Genomic DNA, 14,035 nt, shown 5'->3' with positions numbered 1-14,035 from the left:
GTTCTCATTTCAATTAAGAACATGCCATTTTATAGTTTTATTCTGTTTTATCCCGATTAACCTGCTCAAAACTTTCTGTGCCATCATTCAATCGATCCCAAATGATGACTTCTCCAGTTTTAAGAGACTTTTGTACATCAATAATACGCTGATTAGAGGAGCCTCGAAATTGTAACATGAGATTTCGTTTTGCCTTATCAAAACGACCATCTACCAGAATATCAATGAGACTAAGAAGTTCGAGTTTATCTGGTGTTTCCAACATCATTTCTTCCCAAGTATAACCTGTCCAAGACCAAATATCCTTGTCAGGCAACTCTCGTCGAATACGCTTGACTAAGGGCAAGAGAATTCCAGTATTCAGAAAAGGCTCTCCTCCTAGCAAGGTCAGACCTTGAACATAGGGCTCAGCCAAATCTTTCATGATTTGCTCTTCTAGCTCTTGCGTATAAGGAATCCCAGCATTGAAAGACCAGGTCGCTACATTATAGCAGCCCTCACAATGAAACATGCATCCACTGACATAGAGGGAATTACGCACCCCTTCACCATCCACAAAATTAAAGGCTTTATAGTCAATAATACGTCCTTTGCTTAACTCTTCGCTTTTCCACTCACCTGGCTTCGGTGTATTCCATGTCATTTTTCTACCCCAACTCTATCCAATAACGCTCTTTCCCAGCTCGTACATCTTCCAACACTCCACCATTGGCCAAAATCACCGCTCGACTAGCAGCATTATCCATATCGCAAGTAATCAGAACGGGAGAGAGCGCTAATTTTTTGACTTCAAGTAAAGCCAAGGCTAATTGTTGTTTGCCATACCCTTTCCCCCGCTCACTAGGGCGAATGCCATAGCCAACATGCCCTCCTAACTCTGCGTAAAAATCGTTTAGTGTCATACGAAGTCCTAAAAAACCTAATGCACGACCGTCCGAATCAAAGGAAGTAAACAAAATTGCCGGAACACGCCCTTCTGTCAAATGCAAGCCCGCTTCTTGATCACGATTAATTTGTAACCAATCTTCATAGTTTGCTGCTCGTGCCCAAGCGCTTTCTACCCCGCCATTCATGGGAAGCCCCTGCTCTTTGTATTCTGCAATTATTTCAAGTATTGCTGTCTTGTCTGCCAATCCCGGTCTTCGTAACTCCATACACTACTCCTTATCTAAGTCCATCCAATAACGCTCTGTTCCATGCCGTATATCTTCCAATATCCCACCATTTTTTAAAATTACTGCTCTACTAGCTGGATTATCTACTGCACAAGTCACCAGCACTTGGTGAATATTCTTTGAAGCAGCAACAAGAAGTCCTTCTTTCAGCATCGAAGTGGCATAGCCTCTCCCTTGCATAGATGGACGAACACTATAGCCTATATGACCACCGTGTTCGAGTAAGTATTCATTTAGGTTCAGGCGCAAATTTAAAAAACCAACTGCTTGTCCTTCATCAAACCCGACAAATTGTATAGCTGGCACCCAGGTATCAGGAATATTGAGACCCATTTCTGCATTTCGGTTCCCAGCAATCCAATCTTCATAATCAAAATCCTCCTTGTTCCAAAAACCACCATCGTGTGCGGCATTTGAATTTTCAAATTCCATTATGAGAGCCATCACAGCGTTTCTATCTTCTAGCCTCGGTCTTCTCAATTCCATTTTTTCTCCCTGATAGAAAGAAAGTGAGATTTACCGATGTCATCTCACTTCTTCTTTTATTGTTTTGCACTTACTTTTTGTAAAAATTGTTCTCTCAGTTTAGCAACTCGATCTTGTTTCTTTACTCCACCCTTGGAGTGTTTTTCATGATAGCGTGTGACTTGTGTTTTTCCTTTATCGTCTAATTGATATTTCCCCATGAAAGTCCCTACTTTTCTACATGATGTCCTTCGAACTTGATTGTTGAACCATTCATGTGTTTAACACGAGCTGAAATCTCCTTGTGACGTCCATTTACCATCGGACGGGCTTGAGGATTTCCAAGATAACCACAAGTTCGCTTCACAACATCAACTGTCTTAGGATCACTATTGCCGCAGTTTGGACAAGTAAATCCACGTTCTGTTGGCGTGAAATCCCCTTCAAAATCGCACTTGTAACAATGGTCAATCGGAGTATTGGTTCCAAGATAGCCCACACGATCGTAAGCATAGTCCCAGACTGATTCGAGTGCTTTCGGATTTTGTTGTAGAACAGGATATTCACAGTAGTGAATAAAGCCTCCTGAAGCCCCGGCCGCTGGATAATCTTTTTCAAAATCTAATTTTTCAAATGGTGTCGGATTTTTACGGACATCATAGTGGAAACTATTCGTATAGTATTCCTTATCTGTAATATCTTTTACAAGACCAAATTTTTCTGTATCCAGACGACAAAAGCGGTCTGTCAGACTTTCAGACGGTGTAGAATAAACAGAGAAGTGGTAGTCATATTGGTCAGACCATTCTTCTACACGGCGTTTCATTTCACGAACGATATCGACTGTAAATTTCTTGGCTTCTGGATTGTGCTCCCATTCACCACCATAAAAGACTGTCGCCACTTCATACAGACCAATATAGCCGAGAGAAACTGTGGCTCTACGATGCTTAAAGAGTTGATCCACCTTATCATATTTACCTAGACGTTTTCCAAAAGCACCATATTGATAAAGAATAGGAGCATTAGCTGGAGTCGCTTCTTTGGTGCGTTCGACACGGTAGACGAGCGCATCTTCAGCAATATTCATCCGCTCATTAAAAATTTCCCAGAATTTCTCCATGTTGCCTTCAGATTCAAGGGCAATTCGTGGAAGATTGACCGTCACAACACCAAGATTCATCCGACCAGAATTGACTTCTTGCCCATTCTTGTCTTTCCAACCTTGCAAGAAAGAACGACAACCCATTGGAACTTTGAAAGAGCCTGTTAATTCTACAATTTTATCGTAAGACAAAACATCTGGGTACATCCGTTTCGTAGCACATTCCAAGGCTAATTGCTTAATATCATAGTTTGGAGTGCCAGGTTCTAAATTCAAACCACGTTTTAAAGTGAAAATCAATTTAGGGAAGATAGCTGTACGGTGTTCTGATCCAAGTCCTTTGATACGAATCTGAAGAATGGCTTTTTGAATTTCTCTTTCAAAACGATTGGTGCCAAGACCAAAACCAAGCGATGTAAATGGGGTTTGTCCATTTGATGTAAACAAGGTATTAATTTCATATTCTAAAGATTGCATAGCATCATAGATGTCTTTTTTCGTTTTTGTCCAAGCAAATTCTTCTTGCTTTTCGGGAGTGACCCATTCACGCGCATCTGTCAGATGTTTTTCATAATTCTTTTCAGCATAGGGTGCCAAAACTTCATCAATTCGATCAGCTGAACAACCACCATATTGACTAGAGGCGACATTCGCAATGATTTGAGAAATTTGTGCAGTCGCGGTTTGAATCGACTTTGGACTTTCTACCTCTGCATTTCCAATCTTAAAACCATTTTTCAACATCCCTTTGAAATCAATCAAGCAACAGTTTGTCATTGGTGTATAAGGGCTATAATCCAAATCATGATAGTGGATATCTCCTTTTTGATGCGCATTTGCCACATGCGGCGGTAACATTTGCAAACCGATTGATTTCCCTACAATTCCTGCTGTCAAATCACGCTGAGTATTGAAAACATCGCTGTCCTTGTTTGCATTTTCGTTAACAACTGCTTGATCTTTGTTGAGCAATTTACCGATTGTAAAGTTGATATCTGTCGCTTTTGAACGCGCAAAATCACGTTGCGTACGATAAGTAATATAGCTTTCTGCAATGGCATATTCATTCGCATTCAACAACTCATGTTCAACGATGTTTTGAATTTCATAAATTTTAACACCTGCAGGAAAGCGCGCAATCACTTCTGCTACAATTTTATTGGTAATGCCTTCAAGTTTTGCTTCTAATAACGGAGTCATCGTCGTTACTTCTTGACTAGCTTTGACAAGTGCCTTGTAGATCTTATCTGCGTCAAAAGCCACACGACGGCCATCACGTTTTTCTACATAAATATCTGCAAATCCTTGTATCGTCTCTTCATTTAATGCAATCATAAGCTCCTCCATTCATATAAATCATATTATATCACTCTCATAAAAAAAATCAATATCTTGTGGTAAAAAACTTAAAATTTTATTTCAAACACAAGATATTGATTTGTTATTTCAGCTTATACAACTTGAAATGATTGAGTTTCAAGCTTGTCAACTGATAGTTCTCTTTTAATTGCTTTTGGACATCTTGAAGAACCGGCACTTGATTATGAACTAAAATATAAGCGGGTCTATTTTCTTTCAAACTCCTGGCCAAAGCCATTTTATTTTCAGCGGTTCCTTGGTACAAGCCAGGTGTTAAAATCGGTACCGCAGATAAATGTCCGCTCGCTTGGTAGAGCAGCGCCGTTTTGTCCCAAGCATATATTTTGTCCGTCTTCTTTGCTTTATTTTTAATATAATTTGCAGCAGATGCACGTTCACTTGCTTCACCTGAAGATAAAATATAGTGATTTACAAGAGGAAAACCAATTAAATAAATGACTGCTAAAGCAGGTAAAAAAGCATTCTTGACAATGTAGCTTCCTAAAATAGACGACGATTTTCGCACACGACTATGACGTCCACCTCTGTTCAGCTTACTCTTTCCTAACCATAAACTGAGTAAAACCATGAAGTACGGCAAAATCGACAGAAACTGATAAACACCTTGCTCTGTCAAAAAGAAATTAAATGAAACTAAGATAAACGAAGCAAAAAAACTCAGTAGCTGCAGAAAGCGTTCCACAGAATTTGCTGGCAATGAAAAACTTCTTATCCAAGTCCCTAATACCCCAAGCCCGATGAGTAAACTACTATAAAGTAAAGCATTATGCAATAAATGCTGCCCAGAAAAACGAAGACTCTCCCATGGATAAAGGATTTGACTAATCGCCGCTCCAAAAGTACCATTTAAAACCGTATAATAGCCCAAGGGATAAAATATAAGTGAGAAGCCCACAAGAGTAGCCAAAAATTGATACAAGCCACGTGCCTTTTGCTTTGTGACAATATTATAAACGAAAAGAGCAATAAAGGCTGTTGCATAGAGCACCAAGCTCGTTAACGGATCTGTCATAAACATCAGCGCACCAAGCGCACCAAAACCAATAAAGCCTTTATCGCTAGCTTCTCCTGCTACATAACGTACCAGAAAATACAGTGCACCAAATACAAAAGGGAAGGCAAACATACTAGAATATAAGCCACCCCAGCCTAAAACTAAAGTTAAGCCATAAAATAACGAAACAATTTTTATAGAATTATTCCTTACCGCTGTTAATTGGTAAACAATTTTGAAAAGAAAAATGCCTGCAATAAATAAAGCCACACACTGCATTGCTACAAATAAAATATTGCTCAGAAAGAGATTGCCCGCCCAATTAGCTAGATAATAAAGCAATCCACTCGTTCCATAAATATTTCCATAAATAACCTGTCCTTGTGCTATTGCCCATCCTGCATACAGATTTTGAGATTGCAGATTCGTAGAAAGATTGGTCAACAATGGATTCGCAACACTTAAACCACTCAGCAATGCACTCCACAAAAGTAATAACACAAAAGGAGTTGAAGTGGGCTCTATAAAAGCAGCCTTTTTCTTGCTCTCTTCGTAAAGCGCCTCTGTTACTGTCTCTTTCGTACCTTGTTCAGGCATTGTATCATACATAAAAGATTCTCCTTGATATCAGTCTTATCTAGTATATCAAAATCTTCTCTATCTGTCAGCCTCATTCTGATAAGTTCTGCATCTTGTGCAAAAGTAGACTGTAATATTCCAATTCTCGGAAACGATGGTAACCTAACGCGATATACTTTTTCAAGAATTCCTTTTCTTCACTTGTTAATTCTTTGACCATTTTACATCCTTTTTACTAGATTATTCGTAAAAAAGAAAAAATTCCTCCTATACAAGAGAAATTTTTATAGCATCGGCGCAAACAATTCGACAATCTCTTTGATTAAACGTTGATACCAAGTATTTTTAATAGTATCCTCATGAATTTCTTGAGAATTCTCAAAAAGGGTTTCAAAATCCCGTTTTAAGTCAAACATAGAAGGCGTTTTATACATCAAAATAGCATTTTCATAGTGGTGAACCAGACTTCGATAATCAAAGTTGATTGTTCCAACCACACCGAAATCATCGTCTGCCACCACATGCTTGCTGTGAATAAAGCCCGGTGTATACTCATAAATCCGAACCCCAGCCGCCATTAAATCAGGATAAGCTCCTCGCGTAATGAGCTGAATAATTTTTTTATCTGGAATATAAGGTGTCACAATGCGGACATCTACCCCCCGCATAGCAGCATTTTTGATGTCTTCTGTCAAGTCATAATCAATAATTAAGTACGGTGTAGCAATATACACATAATCTGTCGCTTGACTGATAATATTTTGATAAACATTTTTCCCAACTTGAGCTTTGTACATGGGCTTAGGTCCGCTTCCATACGGAATATAGAGTCCTGGCGCATCTACAGCTTTGTTATCCAAATGATAGCGATCGAAATCACTGATTTTCCCACGGTTAATATACCAGTTCATCAGAAATAGCCGTGTCAAGGCTTTTACAGCGCGCCCATTCAGACGAATCCCACCGTCTTTCCAGTGACCAAATCGCTCGATGTGATTAATGTATTCATCTGCCAGATTGATGCCACCAGTATAGCCAATCTGCCCGTCAACGACGAGGATTTTCCGATGATCTCGATTATTATAGGCTACTGTCATTCGCGGAATCACTTTGTTAAATTTATGGGCATCAATCCCCATAGCTTGTAATCGACTGGTGTAGTCGCCAGGAAGAGTCGCCATACAGCCAATATCATCATAGAGCATTTTCACTTCCACGCCTTGGGCTGCCTTTTCACGCAGAATATCTAAAATACTATTCCACATGAGGCCTTCTTCTACAATGTAATATTCTAAAAAGATAAATTTTTCTGCTTTGCGTAAATCTTCCAGCATTTTTTGAAACATTTCTTCGCCCAAAGGGAAAAATTGTGATTCCGTACCGTCATATACATCCGCATTATGATCCATGCTAAGAAGTGATTTGATAATCCCATAAGCTGACTTATCTGTATTTTTCAACTCTAAACGCAACTCATAACTATTATCCTCACGAAATTTCATTTGATCCATATTCTTCAACTGTTTCAATTCACTTCTAGACAAACGACGCTCGCCAAACATCAGATAAAGCAACGGTCCAAAGACTGGAATAAAAGCCACTAAAAGCCAGGTTACTTTGCTTTCTGGCGTCATTGAACGATTGACAATCGCCAAAATAGTTGCCACACTGAACAAAATCACAAAAGCAATCCATAAAGTAGGCGTCCATCGACCAAGCCAAAAGAAAAACCAAAAAACAAGTCCCAATTCTAACACCATAATAATGATGCTAAAACCATATTTTGACATCAATAGCTGAAATTTCCTAAAATTCATGTTTTCTCCCTGTCTCTATTTAGTACTAGTATAACGGGGATTCCCTAATAAATCAAGCCAAAGTCAACCATTGTTTGCCCTTCAAATTATGCACAAACATCCCAACAAAAAGAGTGGTAGAAAAATTTCAATTTCATAGAGATCAACTTTTCTCACACTCTTAGTTCTAAGTTATGAATAAAATACCGTCCCTCTCTATCTAGTTGAGAGAATAGATAAAACAAAGATTTTGGCTCAATAATCTTATGAAGAGAGGAAACTAACCTTCAATTCTTACTACATTTTGTAAGTCAAGGTTTTCACTTTTGAAACATGGTACTCCCGTTCCAAACAGATTATTGTTTCGTTAAAACGACCGTATCATTTTCTCCATTTTCTTGCTCAATATCTTCGATTGTCAATTGACGATTGTTAATCATATAATGCACAGTATCATCTCCAATCCTCATTCGCTGATTTGTTGGATCAATACTTACTGGTTTTACTTCTTCTTCACCACTTGGCTCTTGTTCGGTCCACGTACCACTTTCCCCCTTGATAACCAAAGTAATCGTAGCCTCCTCGTCCATCCCCTTATACGTCCCATCTAGTTTTTCTGATGACTTTTCTACTATCGTTGATGATCCCTCACTCTCACTTGAGACATTAGCTGATTGACTACTTGAAACAGACTGAGAGGTTGGTGAGGTCTGGTTAGACTTGGAGCATGAGGTCAAAACGATAAGACCTATCAGAGAAAAGAGCACATAGCTAAATTTCTTTAATACTAGCATTTTTATCCTCCTTCATTATACAGTTCTATTATGCTATCGAGCCTTTCAATCAGTCTTCTTTTCTAAAAGAAAAGCACGAACCTCCGCAATAAAATAAAGAGAACCTGTCACAAAAAGAAGCTGATTATCAGTAGAATTTCTGATAAATTGTTCGATAAATTCCTGATACGAAGAAACGTAATTTTCGGCTGTAAGATCCCGCTCCCCCACTGCACCATCATTCTCAAATGTTGTTATAGTCAATCGCGCCTCTGGCAATTCCTGTGTTAAATAAGACAGCATCCCCTGATAATTCTTTCGCCTCAAAGCACCAAACAAGACAAATATTTCTTTTTGTTCTTGCTGGCGAATAAACTCCACCAAACGTGACAAAGCTGGTAAATTATGTGCTCCGTCTAAATAAATACCTCCCTCAAAATATTCTAACCGCCCTACCCAATTTGTTTGTTGGAGAGCTTTTCGTATCCGTTTCACTTGCGGTTGCCAGTTTTGTTGCTTCATAAATAAAAGAAAACCTTGCAAAGCAACAGCTGCATTTTCTTCCTGATAAGTGCCGTTCAGTCCCAGCCGTAAATCGACTATCATTTCATCTTGATTAGAAAACTGCTCTTTCGAAAATGAAAAATCTCTGCCATATTCATACAAGTCAACTCCGAGAGCGTTCGCGCGCAGCTCACAGAGCCTTCTCGCCTCTTCGACCAATGGTCCAATAACAGCTATTTTATTCTCCTTGAAAATTCCTGTTTTATGTTCTGCAATTGCAGCTATGGTGTCTCCTAAGGTTTCCTGATGATCCAGCCCTACTGATGTCACAATTGCAATATCCCCTATCACCACGTTTGTTGTGTCCAAAAGCCCCCCAATTCCTACTTCGATCAAAGCCACATCTACTTGCTCCTCCTTGAAGTACAGCAAAGCCATAAGCGTTAAGATTTCAAAATAAGATAAAGGAGAGTGCGTCTGTAACAATTGCCTTTCCATTGTTTGAACACGGTGTCCTATTCTGATGAAGTCTTTGTTGGGGATTGGTTCGTGGTTGATACAAATCCGGTCGTGAATGCTTGTCATATGTGGAGATGTAAAGGTTCCCACTTTCTTATCATGTTGCACAAATAATTGACTCATAAACGCAATCGTTGAGCCTTTTCCATTCGTTCCTGTCACATGAATCATGGGGTAATTCGCTTCTGGATGATGCAAAAGAGCTATCGCTCGTATCATTCGTGCTAAACCAGACCGAAAATTCAAGCCAATCCGACTTTCTAACCACGTTTCAATTTCATTCATTTTCTTCTCCTAGCAAAAAGGGAGTGAAACAGAACCAGATTTTGGTTCATGTCACACCCCACAGCTCATTGAATAGCTGATACTCTTTCTTCACACATAGGAATTAAGTCAACTACGCATTCGCATACTATAAAATATGATTCACATAGCCTTTTGATTTCTTCATCATCCGTGATGCAAAAAGCTAATGTATCCAACTTATTCTTCCATAAAGCTATTGAAAACTTCTTCAATCATGTCCCATTCAGCATCTGAATCTTCTGGGATTGGTTGTAAATCGCCTTCTGTTCCATCTTCATTCTCAGTAAATGAGTAGGCTTGAATTTCTACTTCACCGTTTTCATCTTCTTCTGCGCTAGCTGGAATCAATAAAACGTAGTTTTTGCCAAATTCTTCTTTTCCATCAATTGTCAAGAGAATTTCAAACAAGGTTTCATTCCCTTGCTCATCTACGAGTGTAATCAATTCACGCTCTTCGTGGTCATGGTTATGATCGTGTGCCATGGTTTCTCCTTTGTCTATTAAAAATTTCGATCTAAATAATTTTGCAATATAAGCTGCGCTGCAAGCTTGTCAATAACCTTTTTTCTCTTCTTTCTGCTCACATCCGCTTGTTCAATCAACATTCTCTCCGCAGCTACCGTTGTTAAGCGTTCATCTTGGTATTCAACTGGCAAATGAAATAATTGTTCAATTTTAGCACCATAAGCTCGACTTGCTTCTACGCGAGGCCCACTTGTATTGTTCATATTTTTCGGGAGACCCACAACAAACTTCTCAACCTTGTATTCTCTTACAAGCTCACTCAAACGATCAAAACCAAATTCCTCTTTTTCTTCATCAATAGGAATAATTTCAAGTCCTTGAGCTGTAAAACCAAGTGGATCACTAATCGCGACACCAACTGTTTTTGAACCAACATCTAATCCCATCATTCTCATTAGAGATCAATGCCTTGCCCTTTCAAATAATAACGAACTAATTCTTCTACAATCTCATCACGTTCATATTTACGAATTTGATTTCGTGCATTATTATAACGAGGTACATACGCAGGATCACCACTAAGCACATATCCCACGATTTGGTTGATTGGATTATAACCCTTTTCATTCAGCGACACATAGACATCTTTCAATGTTTCACTAATTTCTTTTTTGTTTGAATCATCAAGATTAAACCGTACTGTCTCATCTGTAAATCCCACAATTACACCTTCTTTCACTAGAATACCTATATTATAGCACATTTCAAGACTTTTCACAAATTAAAGAGGTTGAAAATGTAGTGGAACAGAACTAAAAATTTTTAACTGATAACCTTAATATCGTGAGGATGAGTAGGAATTTTTTAGAGATAAAAAACGAACAAAGTCAATACTGCTATAAGAGGCTTCATCTACAACCTCAAACAAATGCTTTATGCAATCGGCTTAAGTACAGGATTTTTTATACCAAATTAAGGCTGGGACATCATCGTCCCAGCCTTTTCTTTCACATATGACTATTCTTATCATGGATTTGCAACTTCTTTAGCACCAGCTGCTTTGACAGATTCAATATATTGTTTTGGGGTTAAGTTTTTAATGGTTGAGAACATAGAACCATATGTGTCTAATTTTGATGCTTCATCAAGGTTGATTTTGCTCATATCAATATTAATGTTAACTTTAATAACATAGTCTTTCGTAATATCAGTTTTAACATCAACACCAGCTAAAGACTTAAATTTATCCAATCTTGCAGCTGTCTCAAAACCAGAGATTAACTGTGGCTTTCTACTTTCTAAATCTTGTCCTCTTAAAGCGCTTTTCATATTTTCTGGAAGTACTTGCTCAAGATTGATGACAAATTTCTTAAATGTTTTTCCCTCATAAGAAATCGTTTGGATAAGTGTTTGTTCTATTCCTTGAACAGTCTGTTTTTGTTGGAAAGACTTAGTTACGACAGAATCTTTTTTTACAACACTTGAACCAGTCTTATTCCCCCCTGATTGCTTTTGCTCAGATTTCTGGCTACAAGCCGTTAGAAAGAGCAAGCTTGCACCTAATACAACAATCGATTTTCTCATAATATATCCTCCTTATATTTTAGAGTTTTACAAGAAAAGTGTACCACCTTTTGTAAGCGTTGTCAAATAAACTTGCCTAAAAACTCCTATTTAACAATTACTGATGAACTGCTTTTACATCACTTGCAATCTGATCTTCAACATATTCCTTAGGTTTCATTTTTAAAAGTTTTTTAAATTTATAATCTTTAACTACTCAGTATCTGTTGCTTTATTAATATCCACAACTTGGAAAGCAACGTATGCACTCGCTTCAATTCTTGCTCATTAAAGATTTCGAGAGAGGTTGAAAAGCCTTCTAAACTTTTTTCTTGTGTCTATTTTGCGTCTCTAGTCAAAGATTTTTCCAACAATTTTTGTGCCTCAGCAACTCCAACTTCAGCAACCACTTTTTTCATTTCTTCTTTCATCGGCATGATTTACTCAATCGATAAACTTAAAAATTGATTTCCCCTGTAAGCGTTGTTGAACGCCTTCAGCCGTTTTGGGAACAGATAAATTCTTCGTCATAACTATTTATTTTTCAGCATTCGCGAGAACTGGTAACTTGCTATCAATCGATTGCTTGCTTGTTTTTGATTTTGTTTCTTTCTTTTGACCACAACCACCTAAAATTGGAAGAATAATGGTTAATGAAATCAGGATTTTCATGGTCTATCTACTCCTCGTTATTTATTTTAGCATCTTCTATGATAAACAAAAAAGCGGAAGTTATATTCCACTCTTTTCGTATTATAAAGCGGCACGTAGACGTGCTTCTGTATTTTCAACATTACGGACTGAACGAGGCAAGAAAGCACGAATGTCGTCTTCCTTGTAACCCACTTGCAGTCGCTTATCATCGACCAAAATAGGACTCTTTAAGATACGTGGAGTTTCCATGATTAAATCAATCACTTCACTCACACTTAACTCTTCGATATCTACTCCTAAGCCTTTAGCATAGCGATTTTTTGAAGAGACAATACTTGCCACTCCATTTTCAGTTTTTGTTAGAATATCTAACAACTCTTCTTTTGTAATTCCTTCTTTACCAAGATTTTGTTCTTTATAAGTTAATTGATGAGCATTGAGCCATGTTTTTGCTTTTTTACAACTAGTGCAACTTGAGACAGTATAAATTGTAATCATGTAAGTACTCCTTTCGCTACACGGTACTACTATCATACTATATTATACCATAAAATCCCTCCGTCTTGCGACCTATTTTTTAAATTTATTCCTCGATTTCAATCGCACCATCCAAGTCTAATGTGACTTCCTCTGCTTTGTTTGCTGAGTTGCTTGTTTCCACCTTTTTCTCATCTTCAGCATCATCCTCAATCAAACCATAATGAATTCTAACCTTGCGATCAATTTCATCAAAAATTTCTGGATGATCTGCCAAGTATTTCTTAGCATTTTCAGACCCTTGTCCAATCTTTTCATCATTGTAAGAATACCACGCACCTGCTTTTTTAATAATGTCTAGATCCGTAGCAATCTTGATGAGCTCGCCTGTTTTAGAAATGCCCTCACCATACATGATTTCTACGAAGGCTTCCTTAAACGGCGGAGCAACTTTATTCTTCACGACCTTGATCTTCGTTTCTTTCCCCACATTGGTGTCTTTTTCATCACCTGTACCTTTGATTTGAGTGTTTCCGCGGACATCCAAGCGAACTGAAGCATAAAACTTAAGGGCACGACCTCCCGGCGTTGTTTCTGGATTTCCAAACATGATACCAACTTTTTCTCGTAATTGATTAATAAAAATTGCAATCGTCTTCGTTTTATTGATAGATGCAGATAACTTCCGCATCGCTTGGCTCATCATCCGTGCTTGTAAACCAACATGGCTATCTCCTATATCTCCATCAATTTCAGCACGCGGTACAAGAGCTGCAACTGAGTCGATAACCACCAAATCTACGGCCCCCGAATCAATCAATTTTCCAGCAATTTCAAGTCCCTGTTCACCTGAATCCGGTTGAGAAAGTAATAATTCATCAATATTAACCCCAAGTGCCTGCGCATAGGCTGGATCAAGAGCATGTTCAGCGTCAATAAAAGCTGCAATCCCTCCCTCTTTTTGGGCCTGCGCTACCGCATGAAGAGCCACCGTTGTCTTACCAGAAGACTCTGGACCATAAATTTCAATAATCCGTCCCTTTGGATACCCTCCTGCACCAAGTGCAATATCTAATGCCAAGCTACCTGAACTCATGACTTGAACTTTTTGTTCAGCTCGTTCCCCCAGGCGCATAATTGCTCCCTTACCAAAATCCTTTTCAATATTTTTAAGTGCATTATCTAATGCTTTTTGGCGTTCCTCACCAAATTTCTTTGAAATTTCATCTATTTTTTTTTGTTTTTTCGCCATTTATTTCTCCTGTGTAGTAATAAATTAA

At 38.3% G+C, this 14,035-nt stretch carries 17 protein-coding genes; all 17 read right to left on the bottom strand.

Annotated elements, in window-relative coordinates:
• Window positions 1–37: 37 nt before the first annotated feature.
• The 17 genes from nrdG to recA all read right to left on the bottom strand — a co-directional run bounded on the left by nrdG (window position 38) and on the right by recA (window position 14,007).
• Window positions 38–643, bottom strand: a complete 606-nt coding sequence (nrdG, locus tag HMPREF1654_RS08690; RefSeq protein ID WP_003075255.1) for an anaerobic ribonucleoside-triphosphate reductase activating protein — start codon at window positions 641–643, stop codon at window positions 38–40.
• 4 nt (window positions 644–647) lie between these two features.
• Window positions 648–1,154 (bottom strand): GNAT family N-acetyltransferase, encoded by a 507-nt coding sequence (locus HMPREF1654_RS08685; protein ID WP_003077399.1) that lies wholly within the window; start codon window positions 1,152–1,154, stop codon window positions 648–650.
• A 3-nt stretch (window positions 1,155–1,157) separates the two neighbouring features.
• Window positions 1,158–1,661 carry a GNAT family N-acetyltransferase gene (locus tag HMPREF1654_RS08680; RefSeq protein WP_003077234.1) on the bottom strand — a complete coding sequence of 168 codons (504 nt, stop codon included), beginning with the start codon at window positions 1,659–1,661 and terminating at the stop codon, window positions 1,158–1,160.
• 56 nt (window positions 1,662–1,717) lie between these two features.
• A complete protein-coding gene (locus tag HMPREF1654_RS10080) occupies window positions 1,718–1,861 on the bottom strand; it encodes a hypothetical protein (RefSeq protein ID WP_003077317.1) in 144 nt (47 codons plus the stop codon).
• A gap of 8 nt (window positions 1,862–1,869) precedes the next feature.
• A complete protein-coding gene (gene nrdD, locus HMPREF1654_RS08675; RefSeq protein WP_003077231.1) occupies window positions 1,870–4,080 on the bottom strand; it encodes an anaerobic ribonucleoside-triphosphate reductase in 2,211 nt (736 codons plus the stop codon).
• Between the two features lie 106 nt (window positions 4,081–4,186).
• On the bottom strand, window positions 4,187–5,728 hold the full coding sequence (locus HMPREF1654_RS08670; RefSeq protein ID WP_003077202.1) for a hypothetical protein: 1,542 nt from the start codon (window positions 5,726–5,728) through the stop codon (window positions 4,187–4,189).
• Window positions 5,729–5,789: 61 nt separating this feature from the next.
• Complete coding sequence (locus HMPREF1654_RS10325; RefSeq protein WP_003077398.1) at window positions 5,790–5,918, bottom strand: hypothetical protein; 129 nt, start codon at window positions 5,916–5,918, stop codon at window positions 5,790–5,792.
• A gap of 64 nt (window positions 5,919–5,982) precedes the next feature.
• Window positions 5,983–7,515, bottom strand: a complete 1,533-nt coding sequence (gene cls, locus HMPREF1654_RS08665; RefSeq protein WP_003077177.1) for a cardiolipin synthase — start codon at window positions 7,513–7,515, stop codon at window positions 5,983–5,985.
• A 335-nt stretch (window positions 7,516–7,850) separates the two neighbouring features.
• A complete protein-coding gene (locus HMPREF1654_RS08660) occupies window positions 7,851–8,288 on the bottom strand; it encodes an SP_0198 family lipoprotein (RefSeq protein ID WP_003077237.1) in 438 nt (145 codons plus the stop codon).
• A gap of 45 nt (window positions 8,289–8,333) precedes the next feature.
• Window positions 8,334–9,575 carry a bifunctional folylpolyglutamate synthase/dihydrofolate synthase gene (locus HMPREF1654_RS08655; RefSeq protein WP_003077185.1) on the bottom strand — a complete coding sequence of 414 codons (1,242 nt, stop codon included), beginning with the start codon at window positions 9,573–9,575 and terminating at the stop codon, window positions 8,334–8,336.
• Window positions 9,576–9,773: 198 nt separating this feature from the next.
• Window positions 9,774–10,079 (bottom strand): DUF1292 domain-containing protein, encoded by a 306-nt coding sequence (locus HMPREF1654_RS08650; RefSeq protein ID WP_003075274.1) that lies wholly within the window; start codon window positions 10,077–10,079, stop codon window positions 9,774–9,776.
• A gap of 17 nt (window positions 10,080–10,096) precedes the next feature.
• The gene (gene ruvX / locus HMPREF1654_RS08645) at window positions 10,097–10,516 is read right to left on the bottom strand and encodes a Holliday junction resolvase RuvX (protein ID WP_003075276.1); all 420 of its coding nucleotides are present in this window, start codon (window positions 10,514–10,516) and stop codon (window positions 10,097–10,099) included.
• Window positions 10,516–10,782: an IreB family regulatory phosphoprotein gene (locus tag HMPREF1654_RS08640; RefSeq protein ID WP_009569646.1), complete on the bottom strand. Its 267-nt coding sequence runs from the start codon at window positions 10,780–10,782 to the stop codon at window positions 10,516–10,518. Before HMPREF1654_RS08640 ends, ruvX begins: the two co-directional genes overlap by 1 nt.
• 305 nt (window positions 10,783–11,087) lie before the next feature.
• The gene (locus HMPREF1654_RS08635; protein ID WP_003077293.1) at window positions 11,088–11,645 is read right to left on the bottom strand and encodes an SP0191 family lipoprotein; all 558 of its coding nucleotides are present in this window, start codon (window positions 11,643–11,645) and stop codon (window positions 11,088–11,090) included.
• Between the two features lie 516 nt (window positions 11,646–12,161).
• A complete protein-coding gene (locus HMPREF1654_RS10320) occupies window positions 12,162–12,296 on the bottom strand; it encodes a hypothetical protein (RefSeq protein ID WP_003077174.1) in 135 nt (44 codons plus the stop codon).
• 81 nt (window positions 12,297–12,377) lie between these two features.
• Window positions 12,378–12,776, bottom strand: a complete 399-nt coding sequence (gene spx / locus HMPREF1654_RS08625) for a transcriptional regulator Spx (protein WP_003026638.1) — start codon at window positions 12,774–12,776, stop codon at window positions 12,378–12,380.
• Window positions 12,777–12,861: 85 nt separating this feature from the next.
• A complete protein-coding gene (gene recA, locus HMPREF1654_RS08620) occupies window positions 12,862–14,007 on the bottom strand; it encodes a recombinase RecA (RefSeq protein WP_003077215.1) in 1,146 nt (381 codons plus the stop codon).
• Window positions 14,008–14,035 lie beyond the last annotated feature (28 nt).

Origin of the sequence: Streptococcus intermedius SK54 = ATCC 27335 (genome assembly GCF_000413475.1) — a bacterium.
GTDB classification, from domain to species: Bacteria; Bacillota; Bacilli; order Lactobacillales; family Streptococcaceae; genus Streptococcus; species Streptococcus intermedius.
Note: the sequence above shows the minus strand (reverse complement) of the source record. Positions and strands in the feature narration are given on the sequence as shown.